This window comes from Kitasatospora sp. MMS16-BH015 (assembly GCF_002943525.1).
Taxonomy (GTDB): domain Bacteria; phylum Actinomycetota; class Actinomycetes; order Streptomycetales; family Streptomycetaceae; genus Kitasatospora.
In genome coordinates, this window is the sequence record NZ_CP025394.1 from 4,364,514 (window position 1) to 4,382,627 (window position 18,114).

Annotated in this window: 17 protein-coding genes and 1 pseudogene; 8 read left to right on the top strand and 10 right to left on the bottom strand. The window is 71.0% G+C overall.

The genetic code is table 11. The features are described from left to right. Positions 1-20: 20 nt before the first annotated feature. Positions 21-710, bottom strand: coding sequence for a maleylpyruvate isomerase N-terminal domain-containing protein (locus tag CFP65_RS18915; RefSeq protein ID WP_254552456.1), 690 nt, complete (start codon positions 708-710; stop codon positions 21-23). A gap of 361 nt (positions 711-1,071) precedes the next feature. Here CFP65_RS18915 and CFP65_RS41050 point away from each other — a divergent pair. Together CFP65_RS41050 and CFP65_RS18920 are read left to right on the top strand one after the other, a co-directional pair. Further along, a pseudogene (locus tag CFP65_RS41050) lies at positions 1,072-1,353 on the top strand (DUF2218 domain-containing protein); the annotation flags it as partial. Positions 1,354-1,386: 33 nt separating this feature from the next. Continuing rightward, positions 1,387-2,040: an O-methyltransferase gene (locus CFP65_RS18920; RefSeq protein WP_254553014.1), complete on the top strand. Its 654-nt coding sequence runs from the start codon at positions 1,387-1,389 to the stop codon at positions 2,038-2,040. A 74-nt stretch (positions 2,041-2,114) separates the two neighbouring features. On the opposite strand, the gene CFP65_RS18925 is transcribed toward CFP65_RS18920, so the two are convergent. Then, positions 2,115-3,059: a LysR family transcriptional regulator gene (locus tag CFP65_RS18925; RefSeq protein WP_104817224.1), complete on the bottom strand. Its 945-nt coding sequence runs from the start codon at positions 3,057-3,059 to the stop codon at positions 2,115-2,117. A gap of 139 nt (positions 3,060-3,198) precedes the next feature. Between CFP65_RS18925 and CFP65_RS18930 the strand changes: the two genes are divergently transcribed. Next, positions 3,199-3,708 carry a nuclear transport factor 2 family protein gene (locus tag CFP65_RS18930; RefSeq protein ID WP_104817225.1) on the top strand — a complete coding sequence of 170 codons (510 nt, stop codon included), beginning with the start codon at positions 3,199-3,201 and terminating at the stop codon, positions 3,706-3,708. 212 nt (positions 3,709-3,920) lie between these two features. After that, complete coding sequence (locus tag CFP65_RS18935) at positions 3,921-4,592, top strand: DUF4097 family beta strand repeat-containing protein (protein ID WP_104817226.1); 672 nt, start codon at positions 3,921-3,923, stop codon at positions 4,590-4,592. Between the two features lie 39 nt (positions 4,593-4,631). Here the strand turns inward: CFP65_RS18935 and CFP65_RS18940 are convergent, their stop codons facing one another. The 3 genes from CFP65_RS18940 to dnaB form a co-directional block, all read right to left on the bottom strand. Next, a complete protein-coding gene (locus tag CFP65_RS18940) occupies positions 4,632-5,423 on the bottom strand; it encodes an alpha/beta fold hydrolase (protein WP_104817227.1) in 792 nt (263 codons plus the stop codon). Positions 5,424-5,755: 332 nt separating this feature from the next. After that, entirely contained in the window at positions 5,756-6,652 is an 897-nt protein-coding gene (locus CFP65_RS18945) for a hypothetical protein (protein ID WP_254552457.1), read from the bottom strand. A 176-nt stretch (positions 6,653-6,828) separates the two neighbouring features. After that, positions 6,829-9,705 carry a replicative DNA helicase gene (gene dnaB / locus CFP65_RS18950; protein ID WP_371682538.1) on the bottom strand — a complete coding sequence of 959 codons (2,877 nt, stop codon included), beginning with the start codon at positions 9,703-9,705 and terminating at the stop codon, positions 6,829-6,831. A gap of 514 nt (positions 9,706-10,219) precedes the next feature. Between dnaB and CFP65_RS18955 the strand changes: the two genes are divergently transcribed. Then, positions 10,220-11,560: an MATE family efflux transporter gene (locus CFP65_RS18955; RefSeq protein ID WP_104817229.1), complete on the top strand. Its 1,341-nt coding sequence runs from the start codon at positions 10,220-10,222 to the stop codon at positions 11,558-11,560. 151 nt (positions 11,561-11,711) lie between these two features. Here the strand turns inward: CFP65_RS18955 and rplI are convergent, their stop codons facing one another. The 4 genes from rplI to rpsF form a co-directional block, all read right to left on the bottom strand. Next, a complete protein-coding gene (gene rplI / locus CFP65_RS18960; RefSeq protein ID WP_104817230.1) occupies positions 11,712-12,158 on the bottom strand; it encodes a 50S ribosomal protein L9 in 447 nt (148 codons plus the stop codon). Between the two features lie 17 nt (positions 12,159-12,175). Continuing rightward, complete coding sequence (rpsR, locus tag CFP65_RS18965; RefSeq protein ID WP_030270170.1) at positions 12,176-12,412, bottom strand: 30S ribosomal protein S18; 237 nt, start codon at positions 12,410-12,412, stop codon at positions 12,176-12,178. A 65-nt stretch (positions 12,413-12,477) separates the two neighbouring features. After that, positions 12,478-13,083, bottom strand: coding sequence for a single-stranded DNA-binding protein (locus CFP65_RS18970; protein WP_104817231.1), 606 nt, complete (start codon positions 13,081-13,083; stop codon positions 12,478-12,480). Between the two features lie 104 nt (positions 13,084-13,187). Next, positions 13,188-13,478, bottom strand: coding sequence for a 30S ribosomal protein S6 (gene rpsF, locus CFP65_RS18975; protein WP_104817232.1), 291 nt, complete (start codon positions 13,476-13,478; stop codon positions 13,188-13,190). A 275-nt stretch (positions 13,479-13,753) separates the two neighbouring features. On the opposite strand from rpsF, the gene CFP65_RS18980 reads away from it, so the two are divergent. The 3 genes from CFP65_RS18980 to CFP65_RS18990 all read left to right on the top strand — a co-directional run bounded on the left by CFP65_RS18980 (position 13,754) and on the right by CFP65_RS18990 (position 16,465). Continuing rightward, a complete protein-coding gene (locus tag CFP65_RS18980; RefSeq protein WP_104817233.1) occupies positions 13,754-14,053 on the top strand; it encodes a hypothetical protein in 300 nt (99 codons plus the stop codon). A 182-nt stretch (positions 14,054-14,235) separates the two neighbouring features. Continuing rightward, positions 14,236-15,354, top strand: a complete 1,119-nt coding sequence (locus tag CFP65_RS18985; protein WP_104820975.1) for a peptidoglycan bridge formation glycyltransferase FemA/FemB family protein — start codon at positions 14,236-14,238, stop codon at positions 15,352-15,354. 70 nt (positions 15,355-15,424) lie between these two features. Then, positions 15,425-16,465 carry an alanine racemase gene (locus CFP65_RS18990; protein WP_104817234.1) on the top strand — a complete coding sequence of 347 codons (1,041 nt, stop codon included), beginning with the start codon at positions 15,425-15,427 and terminating at the stop codon, positions 16,463-16,465. On the opposite strand, the gene CFP65_RS18995 is transcribed toward CFP65_RS18990, so the two are convergent. Continuing rightward, on the bottom strand, positions 16,462-18,015 hold the full coding sequence (locus CFP65_RS18995; protein ID WP_371682435.1) for a glycosyltransferase family 87 protein: 1,554 nt from the start codon (positions 18,013-18,015) through the stop codon (positions 16,462-16,464). The genes CFP65_RS18990 and CFP65_RS18995 overlap by 4 nt on opposite strands. Positions 18,016-18,114: the final 99 nt, after the last annotated feature.

The following is an 18,114-nucleotide window of genomic DNA, read 5'->3' on the forward strand; positions in this document are numbered from 1 at the left end:
CCCGTCCCCACACCGCCGCCTCACACCGGCGGCACCAGCTCGAAGTACCGCTCCAGCAAGCCGGGTTCACCGTGCACCAGTAGCCCGTCAGCGGATCGTCGCTGCCAGAGGAAGAGCATCAACTCCTCTGCGCTCCCAGCGAGTTCGACATCCGCAGCAGGGTCATCCGAAGCTCCCTGCTCCAGCCCGACCGACGGGCCGTCGAAGTGGACCAACCAGTCCCCCGGCCCGTCGGTGCGGCGGAAGCGGTACCGCTCGCCCTCGCCGGGCGGCGCTTCGCGCCAGGCCCGGCGGGCCGGAGCCATCACCTCGAAGACCTGCGGCACCGCATCGGCCGCCAACTCGGCAGCGATCGGCGCCGGTTCGCCGAGGATGGCCTCCGCGTCACAGCGGTGGACGGCCGCCTCGATGGTCTGCATCCGCAGCCAGAAGCGCGCCGACTGGTCCGGCGACCAGCTCCAGACCGGCTCGGCCGCCGCCGCCACCGCCACCGCCACCGCCACCGCCACCGCCTCGAACTGCTCGGCTAGGGCGGCGGCTCCGGCCGCGAACCAGTCCGTCAGCAGCGGAGACACCCCCACCCGGTGCGGGCCGGCGCCGGGCATCGGCCAGCCGGTCAGGTCGGCGGGGAGTCCGTAGATGCTCAGGTCGGTCTCGTCCGGCGGCCCCGACAGCCGCTCCGCCAGGATCCGGTTCACATAGCGCTGCACACCGCCCAGGTGCACCGTCAGATCAGCGGCCGACCAGCCCAGGCAAGAGCCGCACCATCGCCACCGGCTCCACGGCCAGCGCCCGCCGCGCTGCTGCCTCGAAGGCCCGCACCTCACGCCGGAAGTGGGTCACGTAGTCCATCACCCCACTCTGCCAGCACCCACCCGGAAACCTCCCGACACGACCCGGCCGACTCGATGCACCACCACCCAGCCGACTCCCTCCACCACAAGCCGAACCAGCCCAACCAGTCCAACCAGCCCAACCCGATCACCCCCGCAACGACTGGCGCACCATCAGCTTCCCGTCTCGCCGCGCCCTAGGCTCGTACCCGACCACTACCGGACCCGAAGGATCCCGATGCCCTCCTCGACAGCCCAGGTCGCCACCGCCCACGCCGCCCGGTACGCCCACCACCTCGCCGAAGCCCTGGCCAAGGACCCGGCTCCCGGAGTCAGCAGCACCGTCGCCCGGGACGGCCGCACCACCCTCGACTACCCGGGCGGGTCCTGCGTGCTCGCGCCGCTCGGCGACCAGCTCGAACTGCTCGCCACCGCGTCGAGCGGGGCCGCGCTGGAGACCGTCCGTCAGGACGTCACCGAGCGGCTGCGGGTCGAGGCGGCCGGGCAGGAGGAGCTCGGCGTCGACTGGTCCGCTCCGGTCCGAGGCGAGGAGCTGCAGATCACCCACCCGCTGGTCAGCGACTACCTGCTGACCCACTGCACCCCCGCCGACGAGATCCTCCAGGACCTGGTCGTGGAGACCCGGGAGGCCACCGGCGGCGCCGCCGGGATGCAGATCTCACACGACGAGGGTGCGCTGCTCACCATGCTGACCCGCCTGGTCGGGGCCCGCCGGGCCGTCGAGGTGGGCGTGTTCACCGGGTACTCCTCGCTCTGCATCGCCCGCGGCCTCCCGGCCGACGGCCACCTGCTGGCCTGCGACGTCAGCGAGGAGTGGACCTCGCGCGCCAAGCCGTACTGGGAGCGGGCCAGCGTCGCCGACCGGATCGAGCTGAAGATCGGCCCGGCCCTGGACACCCTGCGCGCGCTGCCGCTGGAGGAGACCGTCGACATCGCCTTCATCGACGCCGACAAGATCAGCTACCCGCTCTACTACGAGGAGCTGGTCCCGCGGCTGCGCCCCGGCGGCCTGATCGTGCTGGACAACGTCTTCCTGGCCGGCGGCGCCCTCGACCCGGCCTGCGACCAGCCGCACCAGGTGGCCATGCGTGAGCTCAACGACCTGATCGCCGCCGACCCCCGGGTCGAGTCGGTCATGCTGCCCGTCCGCGACGGCGTCACCCTCGCCCGCAAGCGCACCGGCTGACCCAACTGCCCAGCTGACCAGCACCGGCCGGCCGGCACCGACCGGCCAAGGCCGGCTGACCAGGCCCGCCCCGGTCAGCCGACCGCGCCCACCAGGCCGGCCGCAGCCTCGACGAACGCCCGCACCCGGGCGGTCGCCCGCTCGGCCGGCCACATCAGCCCCCACTCGACCGACGGCGCGTCCCGCAGCGGCACGTAGGCGATGTCCGGCCGCGCGTAGTACCGCCGGGCGTGGCCACCAACCGCCAACAGCCCCTGCCCGGCTCCCACCAGCGTCAACGCCTCGTGGAACGTCCCCGCCACCGGCCCCGACCCAACCCCGGTGCCGCCCTCCCCAGCCTCAGCCTCAGCCCCAGCCCCGACCCCGGCCCCGGCCCCGAGCAGCCCCGCTCCCTGCCCGGCCAGCCGCACCAACGGCACCCCGGCCAACTCCGCCACCGAAACCCCCCACGAAGCCTCGGCAGCCGCCACCCCCGCACCCCGATCGGCGAACGGGTGCGTCACCGGCACCGCCAGCAGCTGCGCCTCCCGCACCAGGGGCCGCCCGCACGCGATCCCGGGCTCCGCCGCAGCCAGCACCCCGAGCCCCAACTCGACCTCGCCCGAGCGCAGCCAGGGCAGCAACTCGGCCGGCTGCGCCTCCCGGATCCGCACCTCGCACCCGGGAGCCCGCTCCCGGAACGCCTCCACCGCCCCGATCACCAACTGCCCGGCCGCCGCGCCGACGAAGGCCACCTCCAGCCGTCCGTCCAAACCCCGTCCGGCAGCCACCGCCCGCTCCACGGCCGTACCGACGGCCGACCAGGCAGGGGCCAGCTCCTCCACCAACCGGCGCCCCACCGGCGTGAGTTCGACCACCCGGCTGGTCCGCCGGAACAGCGGTACGCCGACCCGGCGCTCGACCTTGCGGATGGTCTGGCTGACGTTCGCGGTGGACACGTGCAGCCGCTCGGCCGTCCGCCCGAAGTGCAGCTCCTCCGCGAGCGCCAGCAGCGCCTCCACCTCGTGCCGCTCCAACACCCCGACCCCTCATCGTTAAGCCCTGATTCACGATCCTGGCGCAGACGACCGTTGTTCACCAGCCACGCCCCCGGCAGAGTGATCAGTGACGGCAGCCCCACCCGCAACTCACCGCCACCGAAGCACCCTTGGAGCGATCATGGCCCAGCACGCCCTCTCCGCGCTCGCTGCCCACCCCGGCGACACCGCCGCGACTCTCGCCGAGCTGCGCGCCCGCGCCGAGATCACCGACGCGCTGTACCGCTTCGCCCTGGGCCAGGACCTCAAGGACGCCGAGCTCTTCGCCTCGGCCTTCACCCCCGACGCCGAGCTCGACTTCCGTCCGGCGGCCGCCCGTTGGGGCGCCGAGCCGCCCCTGATGGTCGGTCGGGACTTCATCGTCTCCACCATCCTCGGCATGTTCGCCGGCCGGGTGGACACCACCCATCAGGTCACCAACCCCCGGATCCGCATCGAGGGCGACACCGCCCAGCTGACCGCCCTGGTCGAGGCCCAGCACCTGCTCACCGCCGACCCCACCGTGCACGCCCTGCTCAAGAACCCGTACGAGGTCGAGCTCCACCGCGACGGTGCCCGCTGGCTGATCCACCGGCTGCGGATCCGCAACACCTGGTACACCGGCGACCCGACCGCCATCTTCGGCGGCTGAAAGTAGCGTTCAGTCTCAGATCATTGCAATGACCCGCCTTCTCTTCATTGCATTACCCATCAGATCACCGCAACGATTTCCCACCATCTACCTGCAAGGACAGTCTCAATGCGCAACGAGATGATTGCCAGACCAGTGAATGCAACGTAGCGTTTCCTTCATCAGAAACGACGGGCCGACCAAGCGCCCGCCGCCGGAGAAGGAGCAGCACGATGCAGCAGTTCACCACCCCCACCCCGGTCACCGCCCTCCTGACCATCCCGGTCGGACGGGTGCGCCTGGTCGCCGGCGACCGCAGCGACACCACCGTCGAGGTCCGCCCGGCGAACGGCGCCAAGCGCCGCGACGTCCAGGCCGCCGAGCAGATCGAGATCAGCTACCTCGACGGCGTGCTGCGGATCGCCGCCCCGCCCGCCGAGCACCCGCTGCTCGGCGACTCCGGCTCCGTCGAGGTCACCGTGCAGCTGCCGGCCGGCTCTCGCGTCGAAGCCGCCCTGGCGGACGGCGAGTTCCGCAGCACCGGACGGCTCGGCGAGGTCGTTCTCGACGGCAGCCGCGCCACCGTCCAGCTCGACGAGACCGCGGGCGCCCGGATCGCCGTCCAGGCCGGCTCCCTCACGGTCGGCCGCCTGGGCGGCCCCGCCGAACTCAGCACCCGCCAGGGCGACATCCTGGTCACCGAGGCCGTCACCGGCACGGTCGTCCTGCGCACCGACGCCGGCGCGATCACGGTCGGCGCCACCGCAGGAGCCGAGGCCTCGCTCGACGCCGCCACCTCCTATGGCCGGATCGAGAACGCCCTGCGCACCAGCACGTCCGGCACTCCCGACCTGCGGATCCAGGCCACCACCGCCTACGGCGACATCACCGCCCGCAGCCTCTGACCTCGAACTCGCCTTCGCCTGAAAACCGTTGGGCTCGGATCAGCGGGCGAAGGCCCGCTCCTGCCGGTCGACGTACTCGGCGACGATCGCGAAGAACCGGGCCGGGTCCTCGAACGGCAGCCCGTGCCCGCCCGGGGTCTCCAGGTACTCGGCCCCGCCGATCGCGGCGGCCAACTGCCGCTGGTGGTACGGCGGCACGATCAGATCGTCCGCACTGGCCACCACCAGAGTGGGCGCAGCGACCCGCCCCACGGCCGACCGCAGGTCCACCCGGCCGTTCAACTCGATCTGCCCGAGGATGCGTTCGTCCAGCATGTCGGTGAACCCGGCCGCCAACTCGGCGAACTGCGCCTCGTCCAGCGAGGCGAGCAGCTCGGGCCCCATCGCGGTGAGCACCAACTCCCTTGCCAACAGCCCCTTGTCCGTGCGCAGCAGCCGATCCCACAGGTCGAACATGAACGCCTCGCGCGGCGCCGTCCGCACCCAACCAGCATGCAGCAACAGCGAATTCACCGCCTCAGGATGCCGAGCAGCCACGGCGGTGGCGACCACCGCCCCCAGCGAGTGCCCGGCCAGATGAAACCGCTCCACCCCGGCAGCCCGGGCAGTGGCGACCACCCGGTCCGCCAGCTCCGCCAGGTCGATCGGCCCGTCCACCACGGCAGTGGCCCCCGCCCCGGGCAGGTTCGGAGCGACCACCGCGTACCGGTCACCCACCGCCTCGATCAGCCCACCCCAGTTCGAGACCGCGTCGGCCCCGGTGCCGTGCAGCACCACGAGCCCGGGGCCGGATCCGGCGACGACGTGATCGAGCAGGGCAGCACTGGTCATGGGTCGCCTCCGAGTGAATGACTATCAGCTTCCTTATATATAGCAGAGAGCTGTTATGCCCGCCCATGTTCACCGACGAAGCCACCGCCGGCCGCTGCTTCCGGTGCTCGGATGGCCTGATCGTCCGAGCACCGGGCATCCCGCACCTGGTCGAGGTCATCACTGCGCTGCTCGCGGCGAACGAATTCGCCGGAGCCTTCCACCGCATCGAGGACGAAGAGACGAAGAGCGGGACGAGGAGTAGCTGTAGGGTCTCGCGGCTCGTGTCGCAGGTCACCGTTGTGACCTTTGGTTCTCAGATCTGTCTCACCGCGTGTCGGGGTTGGTCGGTCTCACCACGGTGGCGGATCCCCAGGGCCAAGCTCGTCACTCGTCTTCGTCGTCGAAGTCGAGGGCGGAATGGTCCAGCGCATCATCATCTCGCCCACCTCGTCGGCTTCGAGTGTGACCGGATAGACCTGGCCGTGGGCCCGCTCACCGCGGTGCCTCATCGAGTGGTCGCCCTGGTCCCATTCGATGCCGAGTACCTGGCAGCCGCCGACCTCGATCGCACCAACGTGGAGCGGATGGTCCCACCCGGCCCGCCGGAAGCGGTGGTAGTCGGTGTGCTTGTCGACCGAGACCATGAGGCCCTTGCCGTGGAGGCGGTCGCGCCAGGCCGTGAGTTCGGCCGCGCGCACGGCTGCCTGGGCCACCGAAAGATCGAGCCACCCGTGCGGTCCGTCGACGCCGTACTGCACGATCCGCTCACCACCGAACTGCGCATGCGCATCGTCCGCGTACCGGCCCCAGTAGAAGACGTCAGCGAGCCCGTCGGCCGGCTCGTCGTCCATGCCTGTCCACGCGTCCAGCCCAGAGGCGTCACCGACGACCATGCCGCACCGGTCGACGGGCAGGTCACCAAGCCGTACCGGCATCGACTGTTCTGCTGTCTCGGGCCATGGGAGACCGAGGCTGATCTCCAGGGTCGCGATCGTCGGTTCCTCGTCGAACGGGGACGGAGAGGTGCTCGCCCTCACCCTCAACGGCCGGTCATCAGCGGCAGGGACCGCGACGACCTCGCACAGCCACTCCCGAAGGTGGCCGCCTCCCGACTCCGCCGCTATCTTGGCACGCTCAGACAGGGGCTGACCCAGTTCAGGCCAGTAGTCGATCCACCCGGCCATGCCGAGCACCAGCACACCGGACGGTGCGGTGACAGATCCCAGGTCGATGAAGGTCTCAGGCATGCGCCGATTGTGCCGTCCCGGTACGACACAGTGATCCGTCGGCGGGTCCTGCTACGAACGTCCAACGCTCGAGTGACGGCACCGTCTGCGAGTCTCAGGATGGTGTCGCATCCGACTCTGACCCGACATCAGACCTGAGATTTCGACATGAAATCTGAGACCCTACAGTAGCCCCGCTACTCCCGGGTCATGTCGACGAAGCGGGAGTAGTGGCCCTGGAAGGCCACGGTGATGGTGGCGGTGGGGCCGTTACGGTGCTTGGCGACGATGAGGTCGGCCTCGCCCGCGCGGGGGGACTCCTTCTCGTAGGCGTCCTCGCGGTGGAGCAGGATGACCATATCGGCGTCCTGCTCGATCGAGCCGGATTCGCGCAGGTCGCTGACCATCGGCTTCTTGTCGGTGCGCTGCTCGGGGCCACGGTTCAGCTGGGAGAGCGCGATGACCGGGACTTCGAGCTCCTTGGCCAGCAGCTTGAGGTTACGGGACATGTCCGAGACCTCCTGCTGACGGTTCTCGGCCCGGCGCGAGCCACCGGACTGCATCAGCTGGAGGTAGTCGATGACCACCAGCTTGAGGTCCGCCCGCTGCTTCAACCGGCGGCACTTGGCCCGGATCTCCATCATCGACAGGTTCGGCGAGTCATCGATGTAGAGCGGAGCCGCCGTCACATCCGGCATCCGCCGGGCCACTCGCGTCCAGTCGTCGTCCGTCATCTGCCCCGACCGCATGTGGTGCAGCGCCACCCGCGCCTCCGCCGAGAGCAGTCGCATCGCGATCTCGTTCCGCCCCATTTCGAGCGAGAAGATGACGCTCGGCAGCCCGTTGGTGATCGAGCAGGCCCGGGAGAAGTCCAGCGCCAGGGTGGAGTTGTGCACCACGATGTCGTTGGCAACGAAGTTGTGGGTGCCGTCCACCGTGAGGTCGTAGACCTGCTCCTCGCCCGCCGGGACGACGGATTCGACGGCGTCCCACTGCACGTCCGAGGAGGCCAGATCCAGCAGGGCCCGCGAGTCCAGCGCCTTGGCCAGCTCCATCAGCCGGTGCCGGCTGACCGCCTGGCCGACGTGCCAGTTGTGGCTGCGCGGACGGCCCGTCCGGGCGCTGACCTCGGCCCAGCTCAGCTCGCCCTTCTCGGCAAGGATCAGCTCCCAGACCTCGCTCGGGACCAGATCCAGGTTCGGCCGGCCCACCCGCTCGCCGAAGGTCGCCAGGACCTCGGCCAGCTGGGCCTCCTTCGAGAAGATCCCGACCCGGGCCGCGAAGGTACGGATCTGGTCGATGTCGTGGACCAGCACCTGGAAAGCCGGCCGCCGCTCGCCCTGGTACGCCACGGTGCGGCGTACCACCTTGGCCACGATGCCCAGCCGCAGCAGCAGGTGCGCCACGTCCCGGGCCAGCCGCTCGCTGACCGAGCAGTACCCGATCTGCGGCTGGTTGCCCGGCTCGGAGACCGACGCCCAGCCGTCAGTGGCGTAGAGCCGGGAGAGGAAGAGCGCGATCTGCGGCTCGGAGAGCCGGAAGAAGACCTCGGGCACGAACTTGGTGTGGCTGGTCGTGCCCCACAGCCCCAACTCACGGAGCCTGGCCACGAGCGGGTTTCCCCCGCGGACAGCTGAGCTGAATCGCACCAGGGATGGGTGCTGGTGCTCGGCACGGTCGAAGTCGGGGCAGCCGCGGTCCCGGCAAGGCCTGGCCATGCTGTGCTCCGGACGGAGCGACAGCTGGCGCGCCCAACGGTCGGCGTCGCGCCGGATGGCAGCCGAGAAGGCGGTCAGGTCCGGGGTTCCGCGCGAGATGCAACCGTCGCCGAGCAGGTAGCCCGTCAGGGCCACCAGCGCGCTGGGCAGCTCCGCCGAGGCGCCCGCCTGGAGATCCCGGGCCACCGCGATCCGATCGCCCGGCTGCAGTTCCTCCAGCGGCACCCAACCGCGCAGCGTGCGGAAGGGGTGGTTCGGGGTGGCGGTGATCGACCGGCCAAGCTGGGTAGTCAGCTTCAGGACCGCCCGGCGACCGTTGTCGATGAAGTCCGAGGGCTGGACCGCGCTCAGCTGCCAGCGATCGTCCAGTGTGTGCACTTCAAGGTGCTCGCCGTCCTGCCCGCGCCGCACGAAGTCTGCAATGGTGATACGTTCGCCAGTAGCCGCATCTGTAATGGTCGTATCGCTACTGAGACACTTACCCATAGCCGGTCGTGCCGCGATGACGATCATCTGGCCCGGGTGGAGGCCGTTGGTGAGGGCATCGAGGTCGGCGAAGCCGGTGGGGACGCCGGACATCTGGCCCTGGCGGGAGCCGATGGCCTCGATCTCGTCGAGGGCGCCCTCCATGATGTCGGCGAGGGGGGCATAGTCCTCGCTGGTGCGCTGCTCGGTGACGGCGTAGATCTCGGCCTGGGCGGCGTTGACGATCTCGTCCACGTCGCCCTCGGCGGCGTAGCCCATGCCGGCGATCCGGGTGCCGGCCTCGACCAGGCGGCGCAGTACGGCGCGCTCGTGGACGATCTCCGCGTAGTACTCGGCGTTGGCCGCGGTCGGGACGGAGTTGACCAGGGTGTGCAGGTAGGAGGCACCGCCCACCCGGGCCAGCTCGCCGCGCTTGGTGAGCTCGCTGGCCACGGTGATCGGGTCGGCCGGCTCGCCGCGGGCGTAGAGGTCGAGGATCGCGCTGTGCACGAGCTCGTGGGCCGGGCGGTAGTAGTCGTGCGGCTTGAGCACCTCGACCACGTCGGCGATGGCGTCCTTGGAGAGCAGCATGCCGCCGAGGACGGACTGCTCGGCCGCGAGGTCCTGCGGGGGCACCCGCTCGAACCCCTCGCCGCCGGACCGGCTCTCGCCGCCGCCCTCGGAGTCGGAGTCCCGCTTGCGCTTCCCGTTGAACGAGCCGCCCTTGCCGCCACCACCCCCGCCGGAACCACCGGAACCGGAGCCGGCGGAGCCGCGCTGGCCGCCGTCCCGCCGGGCCACGGGCAGCCGGTCGCCCGGCCCGTCCGGGAAGGGCCCCGGGGGGAAGGCGTCGTCGGACGGCTGCCAGTCGTCCTCCGGGGGCGGAGGCACGTCGTGGTCGTCGTACTGGGGGCCGGTCACGCGAGTTCCCCGATCAGCGAAGCGGTGCGAGTACAGCGAGTACAGCAAGGTGGAGCGGAACGTCGGCGCCGCCGGAGACGTCGTCGGCGCACCTTCCTTCATACGCCACCGGGCGGACAAATCCGACGCCGGGTGGGCAGGTGTCGCCCGGACGGCAGGGCGGGCAGGCGTCCACGCTAAGGGGCCGGGAGCCGATCGGCCAAGATGGTTATCCACAGGACATGTGGACGAAGGTCCCACACCTGTGGGTAACTCCCCCGAACCTGTGCACAACTCTGTGGACATCACTGTGGATAACCACACCATCTACTCGGCGTCAACGCCCTGACCTGCACATACTCCTTCCACGGGCTGTGCATGAGAATTTCTTCACACACCTGAACCATCACTCCGGCGGCCCAGCCGCACCCCGCTCCTTACCGCTGGGTAGGTAAGAATCAATACCCCCTAGCAGTCATTACCTGTGGATGAGTACGCTGGCCCGGTGACCACAGCCCCTACCAACAGCCGGCCCGAGCGCCGCCGCCACGACCGCGAGATCCTCGCCCTGGCCGTGCCGGCCTTCGGCGCGCTCGTCGCCGAGCCGCTCTTCCTGCTGGCCGACTCCGCGATCGTCGGCCACCTCGGCACCGCCCAGCTGGCCGGTCTCGGCGTGGCCGCGACCCTGCTGGCCACCGCCACCGGCGTGTTCGTCTTCCTCGCCTACGCCACCACCGCCGCCGTGGCCCGCCGGATCGGGGCGGGCGACCGGCGGGCGGCCGTACAGCAGGGGATGGACGGGATCTGGCTGGCCCTGCTGCTCTCGGTCGGCGTGGTCGCCCTCGCCCTGCTGCTGGCCCCGGAGGCGGTCCGGGCGCTCGGCGCCTCCGCCACCGCCGCGCCCTACGCCGTGACCTACCTGCGGATCAGCGCCCTGGGCATCCCCGGCATGCTGATGGTGATGGCCGCCACCGGCGTGCTCCGCGGCTTCCAGGACACCCGCACCCCGCTGCTGGTGGCGATCGGCGGCTTCGGCGCCAACATCCTGCTCAACCTGGGCCTGGTCTACGGCGCCGGACTCGGGGTGGCCGGCTCGGCCTGGGGCACGGTGATCGCGCAGACCGCGATGGCCGCCGCGTACCTGGTCGTGGTCGTCCGCGGCGCCCGCCGGGCCGGGGCGAGCCTGCGGCCGGACGCGGCCGGGATCCGGGCCTGCGCCAGGGCCGGCGGACCGCTGCTGATCCGCACCCTGAGCCTGCGCGCGGTGCTGATGATCGCCACCGCCGTGGCGGCGGGACTGGGCGACGCCCAGATCGCCGCGCACCAGATCACCATGACCATCTGGGGCTTCCTGGCCTTCGCGCTGGACGCCATCGCGATCGCCGGCCAGGCGATCGTCGGCCGGTACCTGGGCGCCTCCGACCTGCCCGGCACCCGGGCCGCCGCCCGCCGGATGGTGCAGTGGGGCATCGGCTCCGGCATCGTGCTGGGGCTGGCCCTGGTGCTGGCCCGGCCGCTGTACGTGCCGCTGTTCACCACCGACCCGGCCGTCCGGCACCAGCTCGGCACGGCCCTGCTGCTCGCCGCGCTGACCCAGCCGGTGGGCGGGCTGGTCTTCGTGCTGGACGGCGTGCTGATGGGCGCCGGCGACAGCACCTACCTGGCCTGGGCCATGCTCGGCACGCTCGCCGTCTTCGCCCCGGCCGCCTTCGCCGTCCCGGCGCTGGGCCTCGGCCTGGCCGGCCTCTGGTGGGCGATGAACCTCTTCATGCTGGCCCGCGCCGTCCTTCTCTGGCGCCGCTTCCGCACCGGCGCCTGGCTCGTCCCGGGCGCCGTCCGGGCATAGCCCTCGGCAGGGGGTAGCCCGGGCGCCGTCCGCGCCTGACCCCGGCACGGGCGGTCCGGACACCGCCGGCACGGGAAAAGCCCGAGGGCCGGACACCCCCCGGAAGGGGTGCCCGGCCCTCGGAGCCGGTTCAGCAGAGCTGAGCGCAGCGTCAGGCGGCGACGACGGCGACGTCGAGGTTGGCCTGGACGTCGGCGTGCAGCTTGACCGAGACGCGGTGGGTGCCCACGGTCTTGATCGGCGAGGCGATCGCGACGGCGCGCTTGTCCACGACCGGGCCGTTGGCGGCCTTGATGGCCTCCACGACGTCGGCCTGGGTCACCGAGCCGAACAGGCGGCCGGCGTCGCCGGAGCGAACGGCCAGCTTGACCTGGAGACCCTCGAGCTTGCCCTTGACCTCGTTGGCGGCCTCGAGCGTCTGGATCTCGTGGATCTTGCGGGCGCGACGGATGGCGTCGACGTCCTTCTGACCACCGCGGGTCCAGCGGATGGCGAAGCCACGCGGGACCAGGTAGTTGCGGGCGTAGCCGTCCTTGACCTCGACGACCTCGCCGGCCGAGCCGAGACCGGGAACCTCGTGCGTGAGGATGATCTTCATTGTTCGGTCACCCTCTCTTAGCGCGTGGTGGAGGTGTAGGGCAGCAGCGCCATCTCACGGCTGTTCTTCACGGCCGTGGCGACGTCACGCTGGTGCTGGGTGCAGTTGCCGGTGACCCGGCGGGCGCGGATCTTCCCGCGGTCGGAGATGAACTTGCGAAGCAGGTTCGTGTCCTTGTAGTCAACGTAGTTGACCTTGTCCTTGCAGAAGACGCAAACCTTCTTCTTCGGCTTGCGAGCAGGCGGCTTCGCCATCGTGTGCTCCTGTGGTTACGAAATCTGTCAGCGTCCGCCGGACCCGTGGCCCGACGGTGCACCGCTTAGAACGGGGGCTCTTCCGAGTAGCCGCCGCCGGACGGGGCTCCCCAGCCGCCGCCACCCTGGTTGCCACCAGAGGGAGCGCTGGACGCCCACGGGTCGTCGGACGGGCCGGACTGGCCGCCGCCGGAGTTGCCCTGCGGGCCACCCCAACCGCCGCCACCGCCGCCGCCCTGCTGGCCGCCGTAGCCGCCCTGGCCACCGCCACCGAAGCCGCCGCCGGGACCGCCCTGCCCACCGGACCGGTTGGCCCGGGTGACCTTGGCGGTGGCGGAGCGCAGGCTCGGGCCGACCTCGTCGACCTCGACCTCGAAGACCGTCCGCTTCTCGCCTTCCTTGGTCTCGTAAGACCGCTGGCGCAGCCGGCCCTGCACGATGACGCGCATGCCCCGCTGCAGCGATTCGGCGACGTTCTCCGCGGGCTGACGCCAGACGTTGCACGTGAGGAAGAGGCTCTCGCCGTCCTTCCACTCGTTGGTCTGACGGTCGAAGGTCCGCGGCGTCGAAGCGATGCGGAACTTGGCGACCGCGGCACCCGAAGGGGTGAAGCGCAGCTCGGGGTCGTCGACGAGATTGCCGACGAGGGTGATGACGGTCTCGCCTGCCATGGTGGTGATGACCTCTCGGAAAGAAGTTCTGCGGTGCTCGTCCGGATGTTTCACGTGAAACACCGGACGTGAACCACCCGACGCCTAGGGCGTCAGGGCGTGGCTCAGTGGGTGTCCGGGCGCAGGACCTTGGTCCGCAGAACCGACTCGCTCAGGCCAAGCTGGCGGTCGAGCTCCTTGACGACCTCAGGGGTGGCCTTGAGGTCGATGACCGAGTAGATGCCCTCGGACTGCTTGTTGATCTCGTAAGCCAGGCGGCGGCGACCCCAGGTGTCGACCTTCTCGACCTTGCCGCCGCCGTTGCGGACGACAGCGAGGAAGTTCTCGATCAGGGGGGAGACAGCGCGCTCCTCGACCGAGGGGTCGAGGATGACCATCAGCTCGTAGTGACGCATGAGAAACCCACCTCCTTTGGACTCAGCGGCCACGGTCTCTCCGTGGCAGGAGGGTTGTGCAGCGTCGACACTGGTGCGGTGCGAACAGTGCCGGTCGGCCCGAGGGCAGACGGGGGCACAACTACACCAGTGCAGACCGCACAGCCTACCTGCACCCGTACGGCCGAACAAAACGCATAGGGGTTGTCACCCGCCCCAAACCGCCGCAACCTGTACAGAACGGTGCCGGTGCGCCCATCGCACGGCACGTCTTCCTCCTCAGGAGGTGGGTCCTCATGGCTCAGACCGTCCGCCGCATGCCGGCCTTCACCCTCAACACCGACGGCCATCCGCACCCACGCGAGAACACCCTGGTCGGCCTGACCGTGGTGTTCGGGCTGCTGGCCTTCGTCAGTTCGTTCTTCCACAGCCTGCACCTGCTGAGCTCCTGGACGGGCCTGGCGGGCGTGGTCACCGGCCTCTGGGGCCAGTTCATCTCGGTCACCACGGCGGAGCGGTTCGTCACCGTCATCGCGCTCGGTGCCTCCGCCGTGGGCCTCGGTCTGGGGCTCGCACACGGCGGGCTGTTCGGGTGAACCACCGGGCACTTCGCCCGGACGGCGTAACTTAACCCGCTCCCCCCACGTCTCATTACCTGGTGCACCGGGTGTGCACGGGCCGCGTGGGGGGAGCACCTCCATGTCGGCGGCGCCCCGGAAACGGACCATTCGGGCGATAAGGTCAGGTGGACCAGCCGACCGAGGAGGAACAGCCGAGCATGAGCCTGCGCCTGAGGACGATCACCCGCGAGGAACACCTCAAGTTCATCGAGAGCCGCCCGTCCGCCAGCCACATGCAGGTGCCCTCCTGGGGCGAGGTGAAGGCGGAGTGGCGCTCGGAGAGCATCGGGTGGTTCGACCCGGCGGGCGAGCTGGTCGGGGCCGGGCTGGTGCTGTACCGGCAGCTGCCCAAGCTCAAGCGGTACCTGGCCTACCTGCCCGAGGGCCCGGTGATCGACTGGTACGACCGCGACCTCGACCAGTGGCTGCAGCCGATGCTGGCGCACCTCAAGTCGCAGGGCGCCTTCTCCGTGAAGATGGGCCCGCCGGTGGTGATCCGCCGCTGGGACGCGCCCGCGATCAAGGAGGCGATCGCGGGCAAGGAGGCCAAGCGCCTGCGCGACGTGGAGCCCAGCTGGTACGAGCCCCGGGCCTTCGAGGTGGCCGACCGGCTGCGCAAGTCCGGCTGGCTCCAGGGCGAGGACGGCGGCGCGGGCTTCGGCGACGTCCAGCCCCGGTACGTCTTCCAGGTGCCGCTGGCCGGCCGCTCGCTGGACGACGTCCAGCGCGGCTTCAACCAGCTCTGGCGCCGCAACATCAAGAAGGCCGAGAAGAGCGGGGTCGAGGTCGTCCAGGGCGGCTACGAGGACCTGCCGGTCTTCCACCAGCTGTACGTGGTGACGGCCCAGCGCGACCAGTTCACCCCCCGCCCGCTGGCCTACTTCCAGCGGATGTGGAAGGCGCTGGCCGCCGAGCACCCGGACCGGATGCGGCTCTACCTGGCCTACCACGAGGGCGAGCCGCTGGCCGCGACCACCATGCTCACCGTCGGCGAGCACGTCTGGTACTCCTACGGCGCCTCGGCCAACCACAAGCGCGAGGTGAAGCCCTCCAACGCGATCCAGTGGCGGATGATGCGCGACTCGTACGCGCTCGGCGCCGGGATCTACGACCTGCGCGGGATCAGCGACACGCTCGACGAGGACGACCACCTCTTCGGGCTGATCCAGTTCAAGGTCGGTACCGGCGGCCAGGCCGCCGAGTACCTCGGCGAGTGGGACTTCCCGCTCAACAAGCTGCTGCACAAGGCGCTCGACCTCTACATGTCGCGCCGCTGACGGCCCGTTCGGCGCCACTGACGGCGCCGCACCGGCCGCCCACCCACCGATCCTCTCGGGGAGTACACCCATGACCCTCTCGCTCGCCGTGGACACCGCCCGCTGGCGGACCCACCAACGCGCCGTGCTGGCCGAGTTCCCCGGGCTGGTGCCGGTGGCCAAGGGCAACGGGTACGGGCTGGGCAACGAGCGGCTGGCGGCCGAGGCGGAGCGGCTGGGCACCGGGCTGCTGGCCGTCGGCACGGCGGCCGAGGCGGCGGCGGTGCTGGACCGGTTCCGGGGCGACCTGCTGGTGCTGACGCCCTACCGGGTCGGCGAGGAACCGCTCGAACTGCCCGCCCGGGTGATCCGCACGGTGGCGCACGTGGAGGCACTGCGGGCGCTGCCGGCCGGTACCCGGGTGGTGGTGGAGTGCATGACCAGCATGCGGCGGCACGGGATCTCCCCGGCGGAGCTGGCCCACCTGCCACTGGAGGGGCTGGTCTTCGAGGGGTTCGCGCTGCACCTGCCGCTGGACCGGCCGGGTGGTGCTCCGGGCGACGACGCCTCGGTGGCGGAGTGCGCCGAGTGGGTGGAGGCGATCGCCGCGGCCGGGCTGCCCACCGCCACCGTCTTCCTCAGCCACCTGGGCGCGGCCGGGGTGGCCCGGCTGGGCGAGCGCTACCCGGGCACCACGTTCCGGTCCCGGATCGGCACCCGGCTCTGGCTGGGCGATCCGGGCGCACTGACCGCCCGGGCCACCGTGCTGGACGTGACCCCGATCGCCAAGGGCGAGCGGTACGGCTACCGCCAGCACCGCGCGCCCTCGGACGGCCAGCTGCTGGTGGTCACCGGCGGCACCGCGCACGGGGTCGGCCTGGAGGCCCCCAAGTACCTGCACGGCATGGTGCCGCGGGCCAAGGGCCTGGCCCGGGCCGGCCTGGCCACGGTGAACCGGACCCTCTCGCCGTACTCCTGGTCGGGCCGTCAGCTCTGGTTCGCCGAGCCCCCGCACATGCAGGTGAGCATCCTCTTCCTGCCCGCCGATACCAAGCCCCCGGTGATCGGCGAGGAGCTGCCGCTGAACACCCGCCACACCACCACCCACTTCGACCGGGTGGTGGACCGCTAGGGCCGGCCCTCGGTGTCGGCGCCGGCCTCGGCCGGCGCCCAGTCCAGGTCGTCCAGGCGGTACTCCCGGTACGTCTCCTCCTCCTGCAGCCGCCGGGCGGTGCCGAGCACGAACACGTCCGGCGCGCCGTCGAGGACGCCGCCCGACGGGTCGTCACTGCCGTCCCAGCGCACCGGGTCACGCTCGGGCTGGAGCACGTCGCGGACCACCATCGCGCACAGGTAGAGCGTGCCGACCAGGTGCAGCACCACCGCGAAGTGGTACCAGTCCTGGCCGATGCCGTGCTGCTTGGAGTCGCTCACGAAGGCCAGGTAGGACCAGATGCCGAGGAAGTAGAGCGCCTCGCAGGCCTGCCAGATCAGGAAGTCCCGCCAGCGCGGGCGGGCCAGTGCGGCCAGCGGGATCAGCCAGAGCACGTACTGCGGCGAGTAGACCTTGTTGGTGAGCACGAAGGCGGCCACCACCAGGAAGGCCAGCTGGGCGAAGCGCGGGCGGCGCGGGGCGGCCAGCGCGAGCCAGCCGATGGCCAGGCAGCTGAGCACCAGCAGGCCGGCGATCCAGGTGTTGAGCGTCTCCAGTTGGGCGCCCCGGTCCTGCATCAGGATCAGCCAGAAGGAGCCGTAGTCCTCCTTGCGGGTCTGGCTGAAGGTGTAGAAGGTGGCCCAGCCCTTCCAGTTGGCCATCATGATCGGCAGGTCCACCACCAGCCAGGCCAGCGCCGCGCCCCCGGCCGCCGCGCCGAAGGCGCGCCAGCGGCCGGCCCGCCAGCAGAGCACCAGCAGCGGGCCGAGCAGCAGCACCGGGTAGAGCTTGGCGGCGGTGGCCAGGCCGATGAACACGCCGGACCAGCCGGGGCGGCCGCCGGACCAGTAGGCCATCGCCACCGCGGCCAGCGCCACGGCGAGCAGGTCCCAGTTGATGGTGGAGTCCAGCGCCAGGCAGGGCGCCAGCGCGAAGAGCAGCGCGTCCCAGGGGCGGCGGCGGTGGATGCGGGAGAGCGCGACCACGACCACCACCGCGCAGATCATCAGCATCCCGGCGTTGATCAGCCAGAACAGCTGCTCGCGGTCCTGGCCGCCGCCGGAGCCCGGGGTCAGCCAGGCCGCGACCTGCATGAAGAGCCCGGTCAGCACCGGGTACTCCAGGTACTGCATGTCCGGGGTGGGGTTCGGCAGCTTGTCCAGGTACGGGTGCAGGCCGTCGGCGAAGCCGCGGCCGGTGAACAGGTGCGGGATGTCGCTGTAGCAGGCGTGGGTGTACTGGGCGGCGGCCCCGTGGAACCAGCCGCCGTCGTAGCAGGAGACCTTCTGCACCATGCCGAGCACCGAGGTGATGATCACCGCGAGCGCCAGGAAGCGGGCCGGCACCCACCAGGAGACCCCGAGCAGGGCCCGCCGGCCGGGCGGGCCGCCGAGCACCTCGCTGCCCGCCGCGGCGACCGGGTCCTCGTCCGCCGGGACGACCACGGTGTTGGGCAGCGGGCCCACCGTGGCCGGGCCCATCGTGGCCACGCCCGCTTCGTCACGCTCGCTCGAGGTCATGGCGGACATGATGCCGCACCGATCGGGCCTGGACGAAGAGGCTCCGGCGAACTCTCATTGGTCGATACCACTGGGGTGGCCGGCCGCCGGAAACGCCGAGGGGGCGCG